We start from the raw sequence: 20,540 nt of genomic DNA, 5'->3' as shown, positions 1-20,540 counted from the left end.
AGTGCCGACGGCGGCCGCTGTGGGACGCCGGGATCATGGGCTTCATTCCCTTGAGGTTCCGGGTACGCGGGCGCGTACCTCGACGGGTGCTGTGCAGCGCGGCCGACGCTGCCACGGGGAACGCGGACGCGCAACGGAATATCCGGCCGCGAGGGCCCCGGCCCGGCGCCGCCTCACCGCCCGCCCCTCCGCCGAGTGAGAGCAACGTTCCGTGCCGGTCACCCGGTGGCACAGGGGCGAAACCAGCCGTCCCTACCTTCGGGCTTCATCGCCGACATCCGTGCAGACGTGGAGGCCCGACATGACAGCCCCGACCACCACAGCAGAACGCAAGGGGGGCCGCTGGATCGAGCAGTGGGACCCGGAGGACGAACGGTTCTGGAAGGAGACGGGGGAGCGCACCGCACGGCGCAATCTGGTCGTCTCGGTCCTCTCCGAGCACATCGGGTTCTCCGTCTGGAGCCTGTGGTCCGTACTCGTCCTGTTCATGGGCCCCGAGTACGGCATCGACCCGGCCGGAAAGTTCTTCCTCGTGTCGATGGCGACCCTCGTCGGCGCCTGCGTCCGGGTCCCGTACACCTTCGCAGTGGCCCGCTTCGGCGGCCGCAACTGGACGGTGTTCGCCGCGGCCCTCCTGCTGCTCCCGACCGTCGCCGCCTTCGTCGTGATGAAGCCGGGCACCTCCTACGGGACGTTCATGCTGTGCGCGCTGCTCACCGGCGTCGGCGGCGGCAACTTCGCCTCCTCCATGACCAACATCAACTCCTTCTTCCCGCTGCGCAGGAAGGGCTGGGCGCTGGGGCTGAACGCGGGCGGCGGCAACATCGGCGTCCCCGTCGTGCAGCTCGCCGGACTCGCCGTCATCGGAGCGGCGGGCGGGCCGCGGCTGCTGCTCGGGATCTACATCCCGCTCGTCGTGGTGTCGGCCGTCTGCGCGCTGCTGTTCATGGACAACATCGCGTCGGTGCGCAATGACACGGGGGCGGCGAAGGAGGCCGTACGCGATCCGCACACCTGGATCATGGCGCTGCTGTACATCGGTACGTTCGGCTCCTTCATCGGCTACAGCTTCGCCTTCGGTCTCGTGCTGCAGACGCAGTTCGGGCGTACGCCGCTCCAGGCCGCGTCGATCACCTTCATCGGCCCGCTGCTCGGCTCCCTCGTACGGCCCGTCGGGGGACGGTTCGCCGACCGGTTCGGCGGCGCGCGCATCACGCTCGCCGTCTTCGCCGCCATGGCGGTCGCGACCGCGGTCGTCGTGGCCGCCTCCATGGAGAAGTCGCTGGCGCTGTTCACCGGCGCCTTCGTCGTCCTGTTCGTCCTCTCGGGCATCGGCAACGGATCCACGTACAAGATGATCCCCGCGATCTTCCAGGCCAAGGCGCACGCGCAGGGCCTGAGCGGGGAGGAGGCCGCGGCCTACGGACGGCGGCTCTCCGGCGCCGCGATGGGGCTGATCGGTGCGGTCGGTGCACTCGGCGGGCTCGGCATCAACCTCGCCTTCCGCCAGTCCTTCCTCACCGTCGGCACGGGCACGGGAGCGTTCGTCGCCTTCCTGGCCTGCTACGCGGTGTGCTCCGCGGTGACCTGGGCCGTATACCTTCGACGGCCCGCGGCCTCCGCCGCACCGGACGACGCCTCCGGTGCCGAGGCGGAACAGCCACGGCTCGGTTACGCCAACGTCTGACGTAACACCGCTGACATCCGGGTGAACCGAGCCTGTCATGCACCGTTGACAGGCTCGGTCCACTGCCTTTTCCACCCCATCCGCTTCTCCCCCCATCCCCCCTTCACTCCCCTTCTCCTTCCTGACGAGCCGGCCGAACCATCACCTGAGCGGGACGAGAGCCATGGACGACGACGCACAGCACGAGGCGGCACACGGTCCGCTCTCCGGGTTCACCATCGGCGTGACCGCGGCCCGGCGCGCCGACGAACTCGGGGCGCTGCTCCAGCGGCGCGGCGCGGCGGTGCAGCACGCGCCCGCGCTGCGCATCGTGCCGCTCTCCGACGACGGCGAACTCCTCGCGGCGACCAAGGACCTCATCGACCACGCGCCGGACGTCGTCGTCGCCACCACCGCGATCGGGTTCCGCGGATGGATCGAGGCGGCCGACGGCTGGGGCCTCGGTGACGGACTGCTCACCCGGCTGCGCGGTGTCCGGCTCCTCGCCCGCGGGCCCAAGGTGAAGGGCGCCGTCCGGGCGGCCGGGCTCACCGAGGAGTGGTCGCCGTCGTCCGAGTCGATGGCCGAGGTCCTCGACCGGCTGCTCGACGAGGGCGTCGAGGGACGCCGGATCGCCGTCCAGCTGCACGGGGAGCCGCTGCCCGGTTTCGTCGAGGCGCTGCGGGCCGCGGGCGCCGAACTCGTCGGCGTGCCGGTGTACCGGTGGATGCCGCCGGAGGACCTCGGGCCCGTCGACCGCCTGCTCGACGCCACGGTCTCGCGCGGCCTGGACGCGCTGGCATTCACCAGTGCACCCGCCGCCGCGTCCCTGCTGCGCCGCGCCGAAGCCCGCGGTCAGCTGGATGATCTGCTGGCCGCGCTCCACCACGACGTGCTGCCCGCGTGCGTCGGCCCGGTGACCGCGCTGCCGCTCCAGGCGTACGGCGTCGACACCGTGCAGCCCGAACGGTTCCGGCTCGGACCGCTCGTCCAGGTGCTCTGCCGGGAACTCCCCGGGCGGGCACGGGCCTTGCCCATCGCGGGGCATCGCGTGGAGATCCGGGGGCACGCCGTGCTCGTCGACGACGTGCTGCGGCCCGTGCCGCCCGCCGGGATGTCGCTGCTCCGGGCCCTGTCACGGCGGCCCGGGTGGGTCGTGGCGCGCGCCGACCTCCTCCGGGCGCTGCCCGGGGCCGGGCGGGACGAGCACGCAGTCGAGACGGCGATGGCCCGGCTGCGCTCCGCCCTCGGTGCCCCCCGGCTGATCCAGACGGTCGTCAAGCGGGGCTACCGCCTGGCCCTGGACCCGGCGGCGGCGGACGCCAAGTACGCGGGGGCCTGAGGCCTTTCCCCGTCCCCGTCAGCCGAGGGGCCGGGGTGCCAGGGGGGCGGAGCCCCTGGTTCGGGAAGGGACGGGGTGGGGAAAACGTGCCGCAGGCCGACCCGGCCGGTACCGGGACTTCCGGCCGCGCCCCGGGACGGGCACTGTAGGGGGTACGGCACCCCGCGCACCCGTACCCGAGGCACGTACGACCACGGCACGTACCCAGAACTCACCGGCATCCCCCCACAAGGCGGTGACACGCGTTGCGGTTCGACTCCGGCCGGATCTGCCTGGACCTGGTGGCGACGGCCCACCCCGACGACCGGCTCGACTCACCGGCCCGGCTGCGCGCCTGGTGCGCGGCCGCCGGCATCGTCCCGGCCGGCACCCCCCTGCCCGAGGCCGACCACCACTGGCTCTCGGCGTTCCTCGAACTCCGCGGACACATCACACAATTGGTGCGCGGGGAGCTCCACGGGCATCCCGCCGGCGCCGCCCTGGAACGCGTCAACACCCTCGCCCGTGAAGCCCCGCCCGCGCCCCGCGCGGTGCGCGCCCCGGACGGCAGTCTCGCCCGGGCGCTGGACACCGACCCGGGCTGTACGGCCCTGCTCGCCGTCGTCGCCCGCGACGCGGTCGATCTGCTCACCGACCCGGCCGCCCGTGCGGCACTGCGCCAGTGCGAAGGGGACAACTGCCCGTTGATCTACCTCGACACCTCGCGGGGGAGGCGCCGCCGCTGGTGCTCCAGCGAAGGGTGCGGCAACCGTGAGCGCGTCGCCCGCCATCGCCGCCGCGCGGCCCTGACCCGCGCCTGACGCCCTCGCAGAAACCCGCACCGAAGCCGCATAAGCGCGCAGCCCGCACCGCCGAACCCGCGGTAACGCCCCCCGGTGTCGAATACTTCCGGCGGGCGTTGAACACTTCCCTCACTTTGCACGTATGGAGTGTCAAGCGACCGGCTGGAAAGCCCAGCCGAATGGGGGACAGCGGAGGCAGGCGTGCGCAAGGATTTCGTCGTGGCCGATGAACGCCCGCCGAGGGCACGACATCGCATGTCGCCGCCGACATCCGGTGGACCTGACGAGGACCTCATGCGCACCCTCTACCAGGAGCACGCGGGTCCTCTGCTCGCCTATGTCCTCCGGCTGGTCGCCGGCGACCGGCAGCGCGCCGAGGACGTCGTGCAGGAGACGCTCATCCGTGCCTGGAAGAATGCCGGTCAGCTCAACCGAGCGACCGGTTCGGTACGCCCCTGGCTGGTGACGGTCGCACGCAGGATCGTCATCGACGGCCACCGCAGCCGGCAGGCCCGGCCGCAGGAGGTCGATCCGTCGCCGCTGGAGGTCATCCCCGCGGAGGACGAGATCGACAAGGCGTTGTGGTTGATGACACTCTCGGATGCGCTCGACGACCTGACCCCGGCGCACCGGGAGGTTCTGGTCGAGACCTACTTCAAAGGGCGTACCGTCAATGAGGCGGCCGAGACGCTCGGCATACCCAGTGGCACCGTGCGCTCCCGGGTGTTCTACGCGCTGCGCTCGATGAAGCTGGCGCTGGAGGAGCGGGGGGTGACCGCATGACCATGTATGGGTCCTACAACGAGCCGCAGGGCGTGCACGAGGACGTCGGGGCGTATGCGCTCGGCATCCTCGACGACGCCGACGCGACCGCTTTCGAGGCACATCTCGCAGGCTGCACATGGTGCCAGCGGCAGCTGGAGGAGCTGTCCGGCATGGAGCCGATGCTCGCCGCGCTCGCCGACCTTCCCGGCGGCCCGGGCACCCTGGGCGGCACACCGGAGATCGGGGCGCAGCTCGCCGCCAAGCCCAGTCCGCGACTGGGCGACCGGCTCATCGACGAGGTCGCCGTGCAGCGCGCCAAGAAGCGCCGGCGCGGGATGTACCTGGTGGCGGCCGCGGCCGCGCTGATCGTCGGTGGCCCGCTGACCGTGATGGCCGTCTCCGGCGGAGACGCGTCGGACGCCAACACCCTGGCGGACCCGCACCCGACCAGCCCCGCCGAGGACGCGTTCTTCCACCACATGACCACCAAGGTGAGCGCCACCGACCCCACCACCAAGGTCACCGCCACCGTGGGCATGGAGAAGAAGATGTGGGGCACCCACGCCGTTCTGGAGCTGAAGAACGTCACGGGTCCGCTGAAGTGCTCCCTGATCGCGGTCGGCAAGAACGGTGAACGCGAGACCGTGACCACCTGGGCCGTTCCGAAGTGGGGCTACGGCATCGAGAACAGCCCCCACAAGGACGCCAAGCACCCGCTCTACGTGCACGGCGGAGCGGCCTTCGAGCAGAACCAGATCGACCACTTCGAGGTGCGCACCCTGGACGGCAAGCAGCTCGTGGAGGTCGGCGCCTAGGCCGTCGCGCACGCGCGTCCGCACACCGATGCATGTCCGGGCACATGCGTCGGCGTCTCCGCGCGTGCGCACGGCGACGCCCGTGCCGGCGTTCACGGCGGCGTACCGGCGCGCACGCCGGCGCGTATCTCGGCGTGCACGCACGAGCACGTACCGGCACACGTTCCGGCCCCCACCCCGGTGGACACCCCGGCATCCGAGCGGGCCGCGAGCGGACGCGTAGCCTCCCGGGCCCCCCTTCGCGTACGGTGGACGGCTGCCCAGCACGTCAGAAGGGGGCCCGGTGGCCGCACAGCAAGCCGCGCACGCCGCTCTTGATCCGGTTCGCGACGACTCGGTCCGCGACCGGGAGATCCACATCGAACAGGAGCACCTCGACCAGGTGTACCGCCGCCTCGAGGAGAAGATCCACGAGGCGGAGTTCCTGATGGACGACGCGGCCAAGCGCGGCCAGGTCGGCACGCCCGGCGCGCTCGCGGAGCGCGACGCGCAGGTCTTCCGCGCCGGTGTCCACCTCAACCGGCTCAACAACGAGTTCGAGGACTTCCTCTTCGGCCGGATCGACCTGCTGCCCGGCAAGGACGGCAAGAAGGGCCCGGACGGCGCGTACACCGCGGTGGAGCCCGCGGAGGGTGCGGTCCGCGAGGACAACACCGCCGACATCGCCGAGACCCTGCACATCGGCCGCATCGGCGTCCTGGACTCCGACTACGCACCGCTGGTGATCGACTGGCGGGCACCGGCCGCGGCGCCCTTCTACCGCTCGACGCCCGTCGACCCCGGCCGGGTCGTACGCCGCCGGGTCATCCGTTCCAAGGGGCGCAGGGTCCTCGGCGTCGAGGACGACCTGATGCGCCCCGAGCTGACCGCCTACCTGGACGGCGAGAAGCTGCCGTCCGTCGGCGACGGCGCCCTGATGGCGGCCCTCGGCCAGGCCCGCAGCCACACCATGCGGGACATCGTCGCGTCCATCCAGGCCGAGCAGGACCTCGTCATCCGCGCGCCCGCCGCCTCGGTGACCTACGTCGAGGGCGGCCCCGGCACCGGCAAGACCGCCGTCGCGCTGCACCGCGCCGCGTACCTGCTCTACCAGGACCGCCGCCGCTATGCGGGCGGCATCCTGATCGTCTCCCCGACCCCGCTCCTGGTCGCCTACACGGAGGGCGTCCTGCCCTCCCTGGGCGAGGAGGGCCAGGTCGCCATCCGTGCGGTGGGCTCGCTCGTCGACGGTGCGGAGGCGTCGGTGTACGACTCGCCGGCGGTGGCCCGGGTCAAGGGCTCGTCGCGCATGCTGAAGGTGCTGCGCAAGGCGGCACGGGGCGCCCTGGAGACATCGGGCAACGGCGGCACCCCGGCGCGCCTGCGCGTCGTCGCCTTCGGACGGCGTCTCGAACTGGAGGCCGACCAGCTCAGCCGCATCCGCGGCGCCGTGCTCGGCGGCACCGCTCCGGTCAATCTGCTGCGCCCGCGGGCCCGCAAGCTCCTCCTCGACGCCCTCTGGGAGCAGTCCGGGTCGGCGACCCGGCACACCGATCCGGAGCTCGCCGCCGAGCTGCGCTCGTCCTTCGACGAGGACGTCACGTCGGAGGACGGCTTCCTCGCCTTCCTGGACGCGTGGTGGCCCGAGCTCACCCCGCGCGGCGTGCTCGCCGCGATGGCGGACGAGAAGCGTCTGGCCCGCTGGTCCCGCCGCGTCCTGAACCCGGGCGAGTGCCGCCGCGTGGCCCGCTCCCTCAAGCGGCAGGCGCTCTCCGTGCACGACGTGGCGCTCCTCGACGAGCTCCAGGCGATGCTCGGCACCCCGGCGAGGCCGCGCAAGCGGCGTGAGCTGGACCCGCTGGACCAGCTCACGGGCCTGGAGGAGCTGATGCCGGTGCGCGAGGAGACCCAGCGCGAGCGTGCGGAGCGGCTGGCCCAGGAGCGCACCGAGTACGCGCACGTCATCGTCGACGAGGCGCAGGACCTCACGCCCATGCAGTGGCGCATGATCGGCCGCCGCGGCCGGCACGCCACCTGGACCGTCGTCGGTGACCCCGCGCAGTCCTCCTGGTCCGACCCGGACGAGGCGGCCGCGGCGCGCGACGAGGCCCTTGGCACCCGCCCGCGCCGCCGCTTCACGCTCACCGTGAACTACCGCAACCCCGCCGAGATCGCCGAGCTGGCCGCGAAGGTCCTGGCCCTTGCGATGCCCGGGTCCGAGTCCCCGTCCGCGGTCCGTTCCACGGGTCTGCGGCCGCGCTACGCGGTCGTCCACGACGGCGGACTCGCCGCGACCGTCCGGGACGAGGCGGCCCGCCTGCTCGGCGAGGTCGACGGCACCGTCGGCGTGGTCGTCGCGATGAACCGCCGCGACGAGGCCGCGCGCTGGCTGGCGGGGCTGGGGGAGCGCGTGGTGGCGCTGGGCAGCCTGGAGGCGAAGGGACTGGAGTACGACGCGACGGTCGTCGTCTCGCCCGCCGAGATCGCCGACGAGTCGCCCGCCGGACTGCGTGTGCTGTACGTCGCACTCACCCGTGCGACGCAGCAGCTGACCGTCGTCTCCGGGAACCGGGACGAGCCGGACGCGGACGGGGTGCCGGACCTGCTCCGGGACTGACGGGCCGGGGCCCGTGACCCGCTCGCCACGGGTCATGGGGCCGACGGGCCGACGCCCGGGAGGATGACTTCCGCGGACGGGAATTGCCTTATGAGGATCGTTTGTTACCTTTGACGTGGCACCGGCTCGATCCAAGCCCCCGGGCCCAACCTTCGTCGCTTCGAGCGACCACTTGCCGCGAGGCGAGCATGGCGGGTCGGTGTCACTGAACGTAGAAGAGGTCCGCGTCATCAGCTGACGCGGACCTCTTTTTTTGCCCCATCACTTCTCGTATGGTGGAAGTCGTTTTCCGAAAACGACGGAACGGTGCGAGAACACAACGTTCGCAATCCGGGGCGGCTACCAGGTACTCGACGGTAGGTGCGACCATCGGATGGCGCCGCCCGCGACACCGCGGGCCGCGCGCACGCGACACAAGGGAAAGCAGAGGAAGTCGGCCATGGCAACGGCGCCCAGCGTCTCCTACTCGATGACGGTCCGGCTGGAGGTGCCGGCGAGCGGAACCGCGGTCTCGCAGCTCACCACCGCCGTGGAGTCCTCCGGAGGCTCGGTGACCGGCCTCGACGTCACTGCTTCCGGTCACGAGAAGCTCCGCATCGACGTCACGATCGCGGCCACCTCCACCGCGCACGCCGAGGAGATCGTCGAGAAGCTGCGCGGCATCGAGGGCGTCACGCTGGGCAAGGTCTCCGACCGTACGTTCCTCATGCACCTCGGCGGCAAGATCGAGATGGCGTCGAAGCACCCCATCCGCAACCGTGACGACCTGTCCATGGTCTACACGCCGGGTGTGGCGCGCGTCTGCATGGCGATCGCCGAGAACCCCGAGGACGCCCGGCGTCTCACCATCAAGCGCAACTCCGTTGCGGTCGTGACGGACGGCTCCGCCGTCCTCGGCCTCGGCAACATCGGCCCCAAGGCCGCGCTGCCCGTCATGGAGGGCAAGGCGGCCCTCTTCAAGCGCTTCGCCGGCATTGACGCCTGGCCGATCTGCCTGGACACCCAGGACACCGACGCCATCGTCGAGATCGTCAAGGCGATCGCCCCGGGCTTCGCCGGCATCAACCTCGAGGACATCTCCGCGCCCCGCTGCTTCGAGATCGAGGCCCGGCTGCGCGAGGCCCTCGACATCCCCGTCTTCCACGACGACCAGCACGGCACCGCCATCGTGGTGCTCGCCGCCCTCACCAACGCCCTGCGCGTGGTGGGCAAGGCCATCGGCGACGTGCGCGTGGTCATGTCCGGCGCCGGCGCGGCCGGTACGGCCATCCTGAAGCTCCTCCTCGCCGCGGGCGTCAAGCATGCCGTCGTCGCCGACATCCACGGTGTCGTGCACGCCGACCGCGCGGACCTGGTGAACGCCGCGGCGGACTCGCCGCTGCGCTGGATCGCCGACAACACCAACCCCGAGGGCGTCACCGGCACGTTGAAGGAAGCGGTGCACGGCGCCGACGTCTTCATCGGCGTCTCCGCGCCGAACGTGCTCGGCGGCGAGGACGTGGCGGCCATGGCCGACGGCGCGATCGTGTTCGCGCTCGCGAACCCGGACCCGGAGGTCGACCCCGCAATCGCCCGCCAGACGGCGGCAGTTGTGGCGACCGGCCGCTCGGACTTCCCCAACCAGATCAACAACGTTCTGGTGTTCCCGGGTGTCTTCCGCGGTCTCCTCGACGCCCAGTCGCGTACGGTCAACACCGAGATGATGCTGGCCGCCGCCACCGCCCTCGCCGATGTCGTCACCGAGGACGAGCTGAACCCGAACTACATCATCCCGAGCGTCTTCAACGACAAGGTCGCCGGTGCCGTCGCCGGTGCCGTCCGCAACGCCGCCAAGGCTGCGGGGGCGGCTGTGACGGGCACCACGGCCTAGCCGGGGGCGGCTCGGCGCGTCGCGGAATGCGGGCTCCGAATGCGCCCTTTAGGGTGGCGGCAGGAGGCCCGCGGGCCTGCGGTCCGCTGCCGGGAGCGGACGGAGCGTCACCATTTCGAGGCAGTGGCGCTTTTCGTGTGACTCCCAGGGGTGCCGGATTGGCGTTCCCGCCGCACGTAGGGGCAGGATGCGTCTCTGGGCGCGAGGGTCTGGCTACGGACCCGGGTCCGGGGACCGACCGAGGACCCTGGCAGCATCGGCTTCGATCTCACGCCTCAATGGCAAGAAGAACACGGGAGTACAAACATGAACCGCAGTGAGCTGGTGGCCGCGCTGGCCGACCGCGCCGAGGTGACCCGCAAGGACGCCGACGCCGTGCTGGCCGCGTTCGCCGAGACGGTCGGCGAGATCGTCGCCAAGGGCGACGAGAAGGTCACCATCCCCGGCTTCCTCACCTTCGAGCGCACCCACCGTGCCGCTCGTACCGCGCGGAACCCGCAGACCGGCGAGCCGATCAACATCCCGGCCGGCTACAGCGTGAAGGTGTCCGCGGGCTCCAAGCTCAAGGAAGCCGCGAAGGGCAAGTGAGCCTGCGTACGCAGGGCTGACCTTCGTACGCGGGGCCGACCCTCGTGCGAAGGGCTCACAAGCCCCTGGTACGCCGATGGGGCGGCCACCCGGTTCCGGGTGGCCGCCCCATCTGCTTGGCGTCGGGAGGCAGCCGTCAGGCCACCGGCGTGCCGGACGGCAGCTCGACCTTCGCGCCGAGCTCCTGGAGCTTCTCCATGAAGTTCTCGTAGCCGCGGTTGATCAGCTCGATGCCGTGGACGCGGGACGTGCCCTGGGCCGCGAGCGCGGCGATCAGGTAGGAGAAGCCGCCGCGCAGGTCGGGGATGACCAGATCGGCGCCCTGGAGCTTCGTGGGGCCCGAAACGACCGCCGAGTGAAGGAAGTTGCGCTGCCCGAAGCGGCAGGCGGAGCTGCCCAGGCACTCGCGGTAGAGCTGGATGTGTGCACCCATCTGGTTCAGCGCGGAGGTGAACCCGAGCCGCGACTCGTACACCGTCTCGTGGACGATGGACAGGCCCGTCGCCTGCGTCAGGGCCACGACCAGCGGCTGCTGCCAGTCGGTCTGGAAACCGGGGTGCACGTCCGTCTCCAGCGCGATCGACTTCAGCTGGCCGCCCGGGTGCCAGAAGCGGATGCCCTCGTCGTCGATCTCGAAGGCGCCGCCGACCTTGCGGTAGGTGTTCAGGAAGGTCATCATCGAGCGCTGCTGGGCACCGCGCACATAGATGTTGCCCTCGGTCGCCAGCGCCGCGGACGCCCAGGACGCGGCCTCCAGGCGGTCCGGGAGGGCGCGGTGCCGGTATCCGCCGAGCTTGTCGACACCGGTGATCCGGATGGTCCGGTCGGTGTCCATGGCGATGATCGCGCCCATCTTCTGCAGTACGCAGATGAGGTCCTCGATCTCGGGCTCCACGGCGGCGTTGGACAGCTCCGTCACGCCCTCCGCGAGCACCGCCGTCAGCAGCACCTGCTCGGTCGCGCCGACCGACGGGTACGGCAGGCGGATCTTCGTACCGCGCAGCCGCTGCGGGGCCTCCAGGTACTGGCCGTCCGCACGCTTCTCGATCCGCGCGCCGAACTGCCGCAGCACGTCGAAGTGGAAGTCGATGGGCCGGCCGCCGATGTCGCAGCCGCCCAGGCCCGGGATGAAGGCGTGCCCGATGCGGTGCAGCAGCGGGCCGCAGAACAGGATCGGGATGCGGGACGAACCGGCGTGCGCGTCGATGTCGGCGACGTTCGCGCTCTCCACGTGCGTGGGATCCATCACGAGTTCGCCGGGCTCCTCGCCCGGGCGGACCGTCACGCCGTGCAGCTGGAGCAGGCCGCGCACGACGCGGACGTCACGGATGTCCGGGACATTGCCCAGTCGGCTCGGACCACTGCCGAGCAGTGCCGCGACCATGGCCTTGGGCACGAGGTTCTTCGCGCCGCGGACACGGATCTCGCCCTCCAGCGGGGTTCCGCCGTGGACAAGGAGTACATCGTCGGTGACGGTCATGAATCTCGCGTTCCGGTGAAGTGGGCAGGGGTCGAAGGGCAAGCGTAATGGCCGCCTACCCCCGTTCCGTAAGCCCAAGTGCGGGGTTTGTGCGTCATGACTTCGCTACAATACGAAATGTGCCTAAACGGACACGCGGGGTCACTGATTCCGGGGCGCGTCCGCACCGCGTACCGGCGCTGGCCCGCCCCTGTCGGCCGCGCTCACTCGTGTACCGGCATTGAGTCCCCGTATACGGCCGATCTGCGGGATCATGTCTGCCATGACCGAGGTGTCCTCGCTCACAGGGCGGCTGCTCGTGGCAACGCCCGCCCTGGCGGACCCGAACTTCGACCGCGCGGTCGTACTCCTCCTCGACCACGACGAGGAGGGCTCGCTCGGTGTCGTCCTCAACCGGCCCACGCCGGTCGACGTCGGCGACATCCTCGAGGGCTGGGCGGATCTCGCCGGGGAGCCCGGCGTCGTGTTCCAGGGCGGCCCCGTCTCGCTCGACTCGGCGCTCGGTGTCGCGGTCATCCCCGGCGGGGCCGACGGCGACGCGGCGCCCCTGGGCTGGCGGCGCGTGCACGGTGCGATCGGGCTGGTTGACCTGGAGGCCCCGCCGGAGCTGCTCGCCTCGGCCGTCGGGTCCCTGCGGATCTTCGCCGGTTACGCCGGATGGGGGCCCGGCCAGCTGGAGGAGGAACTGGTCGAGGGCGCGTGGTTCGTGGTCGAGTCGGAACCGGGTGACGTCTCGTCCCCCGCGCCGGAGAGCCTGTGGCGGCAGGTGCTGCGCCGCCAGCGGAACGAACTGGCCATGGTCGCGACGTATCCGGACGACCCGTCGCTGAACTGACCCGTTCGGCTCCTCGCGCCCCTGCCCGGACGGTCTGCCGCGCGATGGTGACCGGCCGCACACCCGGAGCCCGGGCGCTTAAGTACCCTTGGCTGTTATGAGCACTCTTGAGCCCGAGCGCGGTACAGGTACGGGGACCCTCGTAGAGCCGACGCCGCAGACGTCGCACGGTGACGGCGACCACGAGCGCTTCGCCCACTACGTCCAGAAGGACAAGATCATGGCGAGCGCGCTCGACGGCACGCCCGTCGTCGCGCTCTGCGGCAAGGTGTGGGTGCCGGGCCGTGACCCGAAGAAGTACCCGGTGTGCCCCATGTGCAAGGAGATCTACGAGTCCATGGGCGCCGGCGGCGACAAGGACAAGGGCGGCAAGGACAAGTAACCGTCCGAGCGGCCGGGTGGGGGTCCCCGGGGCGCGCTCCGGCGCAGCGGTACGCCGTCGGGGGCACGCGACCGACCTCTGTGGCCGGGTTCCCGGCGTGTGACGCGAGGTGGTGCCGGGCCGCGCCCGGTGCCCGGCGGGCGGCCCGATGTGGTGCCGGGCCGTACCCGCGCGGCGCGGTCCCGTGGCGCGTACGGTCGGACGGCATGACCTTCATGGATCTCATCCCGGCGCCCACGGGAGCCGTGCTGCCCCGACCGGGCGGGTTCGCAGCGACCGAGTCGACCGTGCTCGACGCGGGGCCCGGCACCGAGCGGACGGAGCGCTGGCTGCGCGCCACGCTCGGCGCGGCGCTCGGGCTGCCGCTGCGTCCCGCGCGCGAGGGTGAGGCCCGGGACGTCATCGCGCTGCGGACCGACGCGAACCTGGAGCCCGAGGCGTACCGGCTCGGTGTCGACGGGGACCGCGTGGAGATCCGCGGCGGCGGCCCCGCCGGTGTCTTCTGGGGCGCGCAGACGCTGCGTCAGCTCCTGGGCCCCGACGCCTTCCGGCGCGCGCCGGTACGGCCGCACGCGGCCCGTACCGTCCCGGCCGGCACCCTCGAGGACGCCCCGCGGTTCGTCTGGCGCGGGCTCATGCTCGACGTGGCACGGCACTTCATGCCCAAGGGCGGCGTGCTGCGCTACCTCGACCTGATGGCCGCGCACAAACTCAACGTCCTGCACCTCCATCTGACGGACGATCAGGGCTGGCGCATCGAGATCCTGCGCCACCCGGAGCTCACCGGGACCGGTGCTTGGCGCTCCCGCACCCGCTACGGCCACCGGGCCTCATCGCTGTGGGAGGACAAGCCGCACGGCGGCTTCTACACGCAGGACGACATCCGCGAGATCGTCGCCTACGCCGCGGACCGGCACATCACCGTCGTCCCCGAGATCGACATCCCGGGCCACTCGCAGGCCGCCATCGCCGCCTACCCGGAACTCGGCAACACCGACGTCGTCGACACCGCCTCCCTCTCCGTCTGGGACGACTGGGGCGTCTCCGCCAACGTACTCGCCCCCACCGACACCACCCTGCGCTTCTACGAGGGAGTCCTGGAGGAGGTGCTGGCACTGTTCCCGTCGACGTTCGTGCACCTCGGCGGTGACGAGTGCCCCAAGGACCAGTGGCGTGCGTCGCCGGCCGCGCAGCGGCGGATCCGGGAACTCGGCCTCGCCGACGAGGACGAGCTCCAGTCGTGGTTCATCCGCCACTTCGACTCCTGGCTCTCCGCGCGCGGGAGACGCCTCATCGGCTGGGACGAGATCCTGGAGGGCGGCCTCGCGCCCGGCGCCGCCGTGTCGTCGTGGCGCGGCTACCGCGGCGGCGTCGCGGCCGCCAAGGCCGGTCACGACGTGGTGATGTGCCCGGAGCAGCAGGTCTACCTGGACCACCGGCAGGCCGGCGGCGGGGACGAGCCGGTGCCCATCGGCTACGTGCGCACCCTGGAGGACGTGTACCGGTTCGAGCCGCTGCCGCCGCAGCTCACCCCCGGCGAGGCGCGGCGCGTGCTCGGCACCCAGGCCAACGCGTGGACCGAGGTGATGGAGAACCACGCGCGCGTCGACTACCAGGTCTTCCCCCGGCTCGCGGCCTTCGCCGAGGTCGCCTGGAGCCGGCTTCCCGTACCCGCGGCACGCGACTACGCCGGCTTCGAGCGCCGTATGGCCCGGCACTACGCACGACTTGACGCCCTCGGCGTCGACTACCGCCCGCCGGCCGGCCCGAAGCCGTGGCAGCGGCGCCCCGGGGTGCTCGGACGCCCGATCGAGGGGGCGCCCCCGAACGTGTGAGGCCTGCCCCGCGGCGGGGGCCGGAGGGCCGCCGTCCTGGGACCGTGGGACCTCGTCGGAGAAGCCCTGCAAGGGTCACCGAAGAGTGGCCGTACACGCCGACCGGTGAGGCCATGCGAAATCGGACCATCCCCTCAGAGGGGGAGCAATACCTCGTATGTCTCCTAGCGGACCCCCGCGTCGGGGTCCTGCGAAGATGTGCCAGAGTTGCCACGTCCGCCCTGTCGGCACGTACCGTACGGCAGCACAGGTGGGACCAGGTGGACCGCGGGAAGGGGCAGCCGGTTTGACCACGCACGCACCGCAGGCGGCGCAGTCCGTGACGCTGCCGGCCTCGCTCGACGAGGCCGTGGCGGCCCTGGTCGCCATGCCCGCCGCCGTACCCGTGGCGGGCGGTACGGATCTCATGGCCGCGGTCAATTCGGGCCTGCTGCGGCCCACCGCGCTCGTCGGCCTCGGACGCATCAGCGAGACGCGCGGCTGGCAGTACCAGGACGGACACGCCCTGCTCGGCGCCGGACTGACGCACGCGCGCATGGGCCGCCCCGACTTCGCCGCCCTGATCCCCGCCCTCGCGGCCGCGGCGCGCGCCGCGGGCCCCCCGCAGATCCGCAACGCCGGCACCCTCGGCGGCAACATCGCGTCCGCCGCCCCGACGGGTGACGCGCTGCCCGTGCTGGCCGCCCTGGAGGCCACGCTCGTCGTCGCCGGACCCGGCGGCGCCCGCCGCGAGATTCCCGTCTCGCATCTGCTCGCCGGCATGGACATGCTCCGCAGCGGCGAACTCATCGGCCATGTGCGGGTACCGCTGCTGCACGCCCCCCAGATCTTCCTGAAGGCCACGGGCCGCACCGGGCCCGGTCGCGCGGTCGCGTCCGTCGCGCTGGTGCTCGACCCGGCACGCCGCGGCGTCAGGTGCGCGGTCGGCGCCGTCGCGCCGATGCCGCTGCGGCCCCTGGAGGCCGAGCAGTGGATCGCGTCGCTCATCGACTGGGACGGCGGGCGTACGGTGGTGCCCGAGGCGCTGAACGCCTTCGGCGAGTACGTCGCAGCGGCCTGCGTCCCCGACCCCGCCCCGGCCGAGGACGGTACGCCGCAGCAGCTGCCGCCCGCCGTACTGCACCTGCGGCGGACCGTCGCCGTACTGGCCCGACGAGCACTGGGGAGGGCGCTGTCGTGACCGACGAGCAGAACCGCACCGGCGGGGCCGACGGTGGCGCACCGGGCGCCGACGCACCGCACGGCGCCCACGGCCCGCACGGCATGCACGGTTCCTGGGAGCCGCTCCCGCAGGGCGAGTACGACGACGGTGCCACCGCCTTCGTGAAGCTGCCCGAGGGCGGCATCGACGCCCTCCTGGGCAGCCCCCTCGCGGCGCCCGGCCACGGCTACGTACCGCCGCGGATAGCGGCCGCCGCCACCGACCCTGCGGCCACGGGCTCCTGGGCCATGCCGGAGACCGGACCGGACGGGTCTCCTGGGCGGCCCGGGACGCCGGCGGGCCCCGGGCAGGCGCCGCAGCCGGTGCACTGGCCGGACCCGAACGCGCTGCCCGACCCGGAATCAGCCTCCGGCACGCCCGCGCACGGGACGCCGTTCCACGGGACCCCCGCCCACGGCACGCCGGTGCACGGCACGCCCGCCCACGGCACGCCCCTGCCGCAGCCCGGTGCCGGGCAGCCCGCGCGGGACCCCTTCGCGTACGACCCCGGGACGACCGGGCAGTGGACCTTCCCGGAGGCCGCCGACACCGCAGCGGGAGCCGAATCCGGCGCCGCCCAGATGACCGGACAGTGGTCCATCCCCGTCGCCGACGGGGATCTGCCGGACGAGTCCGGCGAGTTCACCACGTCCGCGCTGGCCTCGCAGTGGACGACGACCGCGCCGGCGACCCTCCCGGGTGGCGCCCCCGCGCCGTGGGCCACCGAGGCCGGGGCGGGACAGCCCTGGTCGTCCGAGCCGCACGCGTCCGAGCCGCAGTCGGCCGAGCCGCGGGAGGCACACCTCCGGCATCCGCAGCATGCGGACGTGGCGGAGGAGACGGCCGCCGCGCCCGGTGACGCCGACGCCGAGGTCACCGCCTCCGCGGGGACGGCCCCGGAACCGGTCCACCCGGCGCCCGCGCCGTCGGCCGCGTCCGAGGACCCCGGCCACGCCCACCCCCAAGCGACCGCCGCCGACGACTCCCACCCCCAGGGGCACACCTCCGAGGACGCCTCCCCGGAAGGGGTCGGCCACTCCGGCGCGGCACCCGAGGACGAGGCCCCCGCGGCAGCCGAAGGCGCTGTGCCCGCGTCCGGGACGGACCCCCGGGAAGCGCCCGCCCAGGAGGCCGCAGCCCCCGCCGACGCCCCCGCCGGCCCTCCGCTCCACGACGACCGACCCCTCGTCTCGTACGTGCTCCGCGTCAACGGCGGCGACCGGCCGGTCACGGACGCCTGGATCGGCGAGTCCCTGCTCTACGTCCTGCGCGAGCGGCTGGGCCTCGCCGGCGCCAAGGACGGCTGCTCCCAGGGCGAGTGCGGGGCCTGCAACGTCCAGGTGGACGGGCGGCTCGTCGCCTCCTGCCTGGTGCCCGCCGCGACCGCGGCCGGCAGCGAGGTGCGCACCGTCGAAGGCCTCGCCGCGGACGGGCAGCCGTCCGACGTCCAGCGGGCACTGGCCCGCTGCGGCGCCGTGCAGTGCGGCTTCTGCGTCCCGGGCATGGCGATGACCGTGCACGACCTCCTGGAGGGCAACCCGTCCCCGACCGACATGGACACCCGCCAGGCCCTGTGCGGCAACCTGTGCCGCTGCTCCGGCTACCGCGGAGTCCTGAAGGCCGTCCAGGAGGTCGCGGCCGAGCGCGCGGCGTCCGCCGCGGGCGGCGGGACGCACGCCGGCCCTGCCCCGGACGGGGACGTCCCCGAAGAGGCCCGTATCCCGCACCAGGCCGGCCCCGGACAGGGCGGCGTGCACCCGGGCGCCCATGACCCGTCCCACGGGGACTTCGGGTCCTACGAGCCCTACCAGCCGTACGACCAGGACGGAGGCCAGGCGTGAGCAGCGAAACAGCGGCAGCCACCGTGACCGGTACGGTGCCCGCCCCGGGCCCCGAGCCGCTGCCGCACGGCCTCGGGGTGTCGCTCCCCGCCACGGACGCCCGCGCCAAGTCGGAGGGCACGTTCCCGTACGCATCCGACCTGTGGGCCGAAGGCCTGCTGTGGGCCGCGATCGTGCGCTCCCCGCACGCCCGCGCGCGGATCGTCTCCATCGACACCACCCACGCGCGCGAGATGCCCGGCGTGCACGCCGTCGTCACCCACGAGGACGTGCCCGGCACGGCGTCCTACGGCCGGGGCACCCCCGACCGCCCCGTGTTCGCCTCCGAGGCGGTCCGCCACCACGGCGAGCCCATCGCCGCCGTGGCCGCCGACCACCCGGACACCGCACGCATGGCCGCGGCAGCCGTCATCGTCGAGTACGAAGTCCTCGACCCGGTCACCGACCCGGAGCAGGCCTTCGAGGCGGAACCGCTCCACCCCGACGGCAACCTGATCCGGCACATCCCGCTGCGACACGGCGACCCCGAAGCGGCCGGCGACATCGTCGTGGAGGGCCTGTACCGCATCGGCCGCCAGGACCCGGCGCCCATCGGCGCGGAGGCCGGACTCGCGGTGCCCCGCCCGGACGGCGGCGTCGAGCTGTACGTCGCGTCCACCGACCCGCACGGCGACCGCGACAAGGCGGCCGCCGTCTATGGACTGGGCCAGGACCGCGTCAAGGTCGTCGTCACCGGCGTCCCCGGGGCCACCGCCGACCGCGAGGACCCGGGCTTCCAGCTTCCCCTCGGCCTCCTCGCCCTGAAGACGGGCTGCCCGGTCAAACTGGCCGCCACCCGCGAGGAGTCCTTCCTGGGCCACGTCCACCGCCACCCGACCCTGCTGCGCTACCGCCACCACGCGGACGCCGAGGGCCGCCTGGTGAAGGTCGAGGCCCAGGTCCTGCTGGACGCGGGCGCCTACGCGGACACGTCGTCGGACGCGCTGGCCGCCGCGGTCTCCTTTGCCTGCGGCCCCTACGTCGTCCCCAACGCGTTCATCGAGGGGTGGGCGGTCCGCACCAACAACCCGCCCTCCGGACACGTACGCGGCGAGGGCGCCATGCAGGTCTGCGCCGCATACGAGGCGCAGATGGACAAGCTCGCCAAGAAGCTCGGCATCGACCCCGCGGAACTGCGCCTGCGCAACGTCCTGGCCACCGGCGACGTCCTGCCAACCGGCCAGACCGTCACCTGCCCCGCCCCCGTGGCGGAACTCCTCACCGCCGTACGGGACTTCCCGCTGCCCGCCCTCCCCAAGGACACCCCCGAGGACGAGTGGCTGCTCCCCGGCGGCCCCGAGGGCGCGGGCGAACCGGGCGCGGTGCGCCGCGGCGTGGGCTACGGCATCGGCATGGTCCACATGCTCGGCGCCGAGGGCACCGACGAGGTGTCCACGGCCACCGTGCGGGTCCAGGACGGCGTGGCGACGGTCCTGTGCGCGGCCGTGGAGACCGGCCAGGGCTTCTCGACCCTGGCCCGCCAGATCGTCCAGGAGACCCTCGGCATCGACGAGGTGCACGTCGCCGCCGTGGACACCGACCAGCCCCCGGCCGGCCCCGGTTGCCGCGGCCGCCACACCTGGGTCTCGGGCGGAGCGGTCGAACGCGCCGCGAAGATGGTCAGGACCCAGCTCCTCCAGCCCCTCGCCCACAAGTTCGGCATGTCCACCGAGCTCCTCCAGATCGCCGATGGCAAGATCACTTCGTACGACGGTGTGCTGTCCACCACCGTCACCGAGGCGCTGGACGGCAAGGAACTGTGGGCGACCGCCCAGTGCCGCCCGCACCCGACCGAGCCCCTGGACGCCGACGGCCAGGGCGACGCCTTCGTCGGCCTCGCCTTCTGCGCGATCCGCGCGGTCGTCGACGTCGACATCGAGCTGGGCTCGGTACGCGTCGTCGAACTGGCCGTGGCCCAGGACGTCGGCCGCATCCTGAACCCCACCCAGCTCACCGCCCGCATCGAAGGCGGCGTCACCCAGGGGGTCGGCGCGGCCCTGACCGAGAACCTCCGCACCCCGCGCGGCCTGGTACGCCACCCGGACCTGACGGGCTACGCCCTGCCCACCTCGCTCGACGCCCCCGACATCCACATCGTGAAGCTGGTCGAGGAGCGGGACGTGGTCGCCCCCTTCGGCGCGAAGGCCGTCAGCGCGGCACCGGTGGTCGCCTCCCCGGCGGCCGTGGCCTCCGCGGTCCGCGCGGCGACGGGCCGCCCGGTGAACCGCCTGCCGATCCGCCCGCAGGCAGCGGTGGTCACGGGCTGACCGCCGTCCGTCCGTCCGTGCTGAACACGGGCTGACCGCCCACCCGTCGACTGCGGTGCCACGGGCCGCCCGTCCTCACGCGTCCGCGGTGGTCACGGGCAGACCGTGCTCCCGCCGTCCGAGCCGGCGTGCCGTGTGTCGCATCCTTGTGCGCATCAAGTCACGGTGGCGTGATCTCGATTGCTCCTGCAACGGGCCCCGGGGCAGACTGTCAGAACCGATGGCTAGAGTTGCGC

General features: G+C 72.8%; 15 protein-coding genes. 14 read left to right on the top strand and 1 reads right to left on the bottom strand.

The genetic code is table 11. The features are described 5' to 3' along the window. Positions 1-301 precede the first annotated feature (301 nt). The 8 genes from ACWCP6_RS15850 to ACWCP6_RS15815 all read left to right on the top strand — a co-directional run bounded on the left by ACWCP6_RS15850 (position 302) and on the right by ACWCP6_RS15815 (position 10,424). The gene (locus ACWCP6_RS15850) at positions 302-1,687 is read left to right on the top strand and encodes a nitrate/nitrite transporter (protein ID WP_450932995.1); all 1,386 of its coding nucleotides are present in this window, start codon (positions 302-304) and stop codon (positions 1,685-1,687) included. 163 nt (positions 1,688-1,850) lie between these two features. After that, the gene (locus ACWCP6_RS15845) at positions 1,851-3,008 is read left to right on the top strand and encodes a uroporphyrinogen-III synthase (protein WP_450932994.1); all 1,158 of its coding nucleotides are present in this window, start codon (positions 1,851-1,853) and stop codon (positions 3,006-3,008) included. A gap of 245 nt (positions 3,009-3,253) precedes the next feature. Continuing rightward, complete coding sequence (locus ACWCP6_RS15840) at positions 3,254-3,808, top strand: CGNR zinc finger domain-containing protein (protein ID WP_450932993.1); 555 nt, start codon at positions 3,254-3,256, stop codon at positions 3,806-3,808. Between the two features lie 237 nt (positions 3,809-4,045). After that, positions 4,046-4,573 carry a sigma-70 family RNA polymerase sigma factor gene (locus ACWCP6_RS15835; RefSeq protein ID WP_450933065.1) on the top strand — a complete coding sequence of 176 codons (528 nt, stop codon included), beginning with the start codon at positions 4,046-4,048 and terminating at the stop codon, positions 4,571-4,573. Beyond that, positions 4,570-5,370 carry an anti-sigma factor family protein gene (locus ACWCP6_RS15830; protein WP_450932992.1) on the top strand — a complete coding sequence of 267 codons (801 nt, stop codon included), beginning with the start codon at positions 4,570-4,572 and terminating at the stop codon, positions 5,368-5,370. Before ACWCP6_RS15835 ends, ACWCP6_RS15830 begins: the two co-directional genes overlap by 4 nt. Before the next feature lie 283 nt (positions 5,371-5,653). Next, complete coding sequence (locus tag ACWCP6_RS15825) at positions 5,654-7,966, top strand: HelD family protein (RefSeq protein ID WP_450932991.1); 2,313 nt, start codon at positions 5,654-5,656, stop codon at positions 7,964-7,966. A gap of 439 nt (positions 7,967-8,405) precedes the next feature. Beyond that, complete coding sequence (locus tag ACWCP6_RS15820) at positions 8,406-9,836, top strand: malic enzyme-like NAD(P)-binding protein (protein WP_450932990.1); 1,431 nt, start codon at positions 8,406-8,408, stop codon at positions 9,834-9,836. 306 nt (positions 9,837-10,142) lie between these two features. Next, the gene (locus ACWCP6_RS15815; RefSeq protein WP_016645140.1) at positions 10,143-10,424 is read left to right on the top strand and encodes an HU family DNA-binding protein; all 282 of its coding nucleotides are present in this window, start codon (positions 10,143-10,145) and stop codon (positions 10,422-10,424) included. Positions 10,425-10,560: 136 nt separating this feature from the next. Here ACWCP6_RS15815 and murA read toward each other — a convergent pair whose 3' ends face one another. Then, a complete protein-coding gene (gene murA / locus ACWCP6_RS15810; protein ID WP_450932989.1) occupies positions 10,561-11,904 on the bottom strand; it encodes a UDP-N-acetylglucosamine 1-carboxyvinyltransferase in 1,344 nt (447 codons plus the stop codon). 262 nt (positions 11,905-12,166) lie between these two features. On the opposite strand from murA, the gene ACWCP6_RS15805 reads away from it, so the two are divergent. The 6 genes from ACWCP6_RS15805 to ACWCP6_RS15780 all read left to right on the top strand — a co-directional run bounded on the left by ACWCP6_RS15805 (position 12,167) and on the right by ACWCP6_RS15780 (position 20,304). After that, positions 12,167-12,739 carry a YqgE/AlgH family protein gene (locus tag ACWCP6_RS15805; protein WP_450932988.1) on the top strand — a complete coding sequence of 191 codons (573 nt, stop codon included), beginning with the start codon at positions 12,167-12,169 and terminating at the stop codon, positions 12,737-12,739. A gap of 97 nt (positions 12,740-12,836) precedes the next feature. Next, positions 12,837-13,121 carry a DUF3039 domain-containing protein gene (locus tag ACWCP6_RS15800; RefSeq protein WP_450932987.1) on the top strand — a complete coding sequence of 95 codons (285 nt, stop codon included), beginning with the start codon at positions 12,837-12,839 and terminating at the stop codon, positions 13,119-13,121. Positions 13,122-13,336: 215 nt separating this feature from the next. Beyond that, positions 13,337-14,956, top strand: a complete 1,620-nt coding sequence (locus ACWCP6_RS15795; protein WP_450933064.1) for a beta-N-acetylhexosaminidase — start codon at positions 13,337-13,339, stop codon at positions 14,954-14,956. A 286-nt stretch (positions 14,957-15,242) separates the two neighbouring features. Next, positions 15,243-16,136, top strand: coding sequence for an FAD binding domain-containing protein (locus tag ACWCP6_RS15790; RefSeq protein ID WP_450932986.1), 894 nt, complete (start codon positions 15,243-15,245; stop codon positions 16,134-16,136). Between the two features lie 83 nt (positions 16,137-16,219). Then, positions 16,220-17,998: a 2Fe-2S iron-sulfur cluster-binding protein gene (locus tag ACWCP6_RS15785; RefSeq protein ID WP_450933063.1), complete on the top strand. Its 1,779-nt coding sequence runs from the start codon at positions 16,220-16,222 to the stop codon at positions 17,996-17,998. After that, positions 17,995-20,304, top strand: a complete 2,310-nt coding sequence (locus ACWCP6_RS15780; protein WP_450932985.1) for a xanthine dehydrogenase family protein molybdopterin-binding subunit — start codon at positions 17,995-17,997, stop codon at positions 20,302-20,304. Before ACWCP6_RS15785 ends, ACWCP6_RS15780 begins: the two co-directional genes overlap by 4 nt. The last annotated feature ends 236 nt before the right edge of the window (positions 20,305-20,540 follow it).

This window comes from Streptomyces sp. NPDC002004 (genome assembly GCF_053593975.1).
The sequence above is the reverse complement of the archived record's forward strand: the minus strand, read 5'-3'. Positions and strand labels throughout refer to the sequence as shown.

Bases quoted from the DNA above. Each gene is read 5' to 3' on its own strand.
- ACWCP6_RS15820 (WP_450932990.1), top strand. From the start codon at position 8,406: ATGGCAACGGCGCCCAGCGTCTCCTACTCGATGACGGTCCGGCTGGAG.
- murA (WP_450932989.1), bottom strand. From the start codon at position 11,904: ATGACCGTCACCGACGATGTACTCCTTGTCCACGGCGGAACCCCGCTG.
- ACWCP6_RS15815 (WP_016645140.1), top strand. From the start codon at position 10,143: ATGAACCGCAGTGAGCTGGTGGCCGCGCTGGCCGACCGCGCCGAGGTG.
- ACWCP6_RS15805 (WP_450932988.1), top strand. From the start codon at position 12,167: ATGACCGAGGTGTCCTCGCTCACAGGGCGGCTGCTCGTGGCAACGCCC.
- ACWCP6_RS15845 (WP_450932994.1), top strand. From the start codon at position 1,851: ATGGACGACGACGCACAGCACGAGGCGGCACACGGTCCGCTCTCCGGG.
- ACWCP6_RS15830 (WP_450932992.1), top strand. From the start codon at position 4,570: ATGACCATGTATGGGTCCTACAACGAGCCGCAGGGCGTGCACGAGGAC.
- ACWCP6_RS15835 (WP_450933065.1), top strand. From the start codon at position 4,046: ATGTCGCCGCCGACATCCGGTGGACCTGACGAGGACCTCATGCGCACC.
- ACWCP6_RS15785 (WP_450933063.1), top strand. From the start codon at position 16,220: ATGCACGGTTCCTGGGAGCCGCTCCCGCAGGGCGAGTACGACGACGGT.
- ACWCP6_RS15850 (WP_450932995.1), top strand. From the start codon at position 302: ATGACAGCCCCGACCACCACAGCAGAACGCAAGGGGGGCCGCTGGATC.
- ACWCP6_RS15800 (WP_450932987.1), top strand. From the start codon at position 12,837: ATGAGCACTCTTGAGCCCGAGCGCGGTACAGGTACGGGGACCCTCGTA.
- ACWCP6_RS15795 (WP_450933064.1), top strand. From the start codon at position 13,337: ATGGATCTCATCCCGGCGCCCACGGGAGCCGTGCTGCCCCGACCGGGC.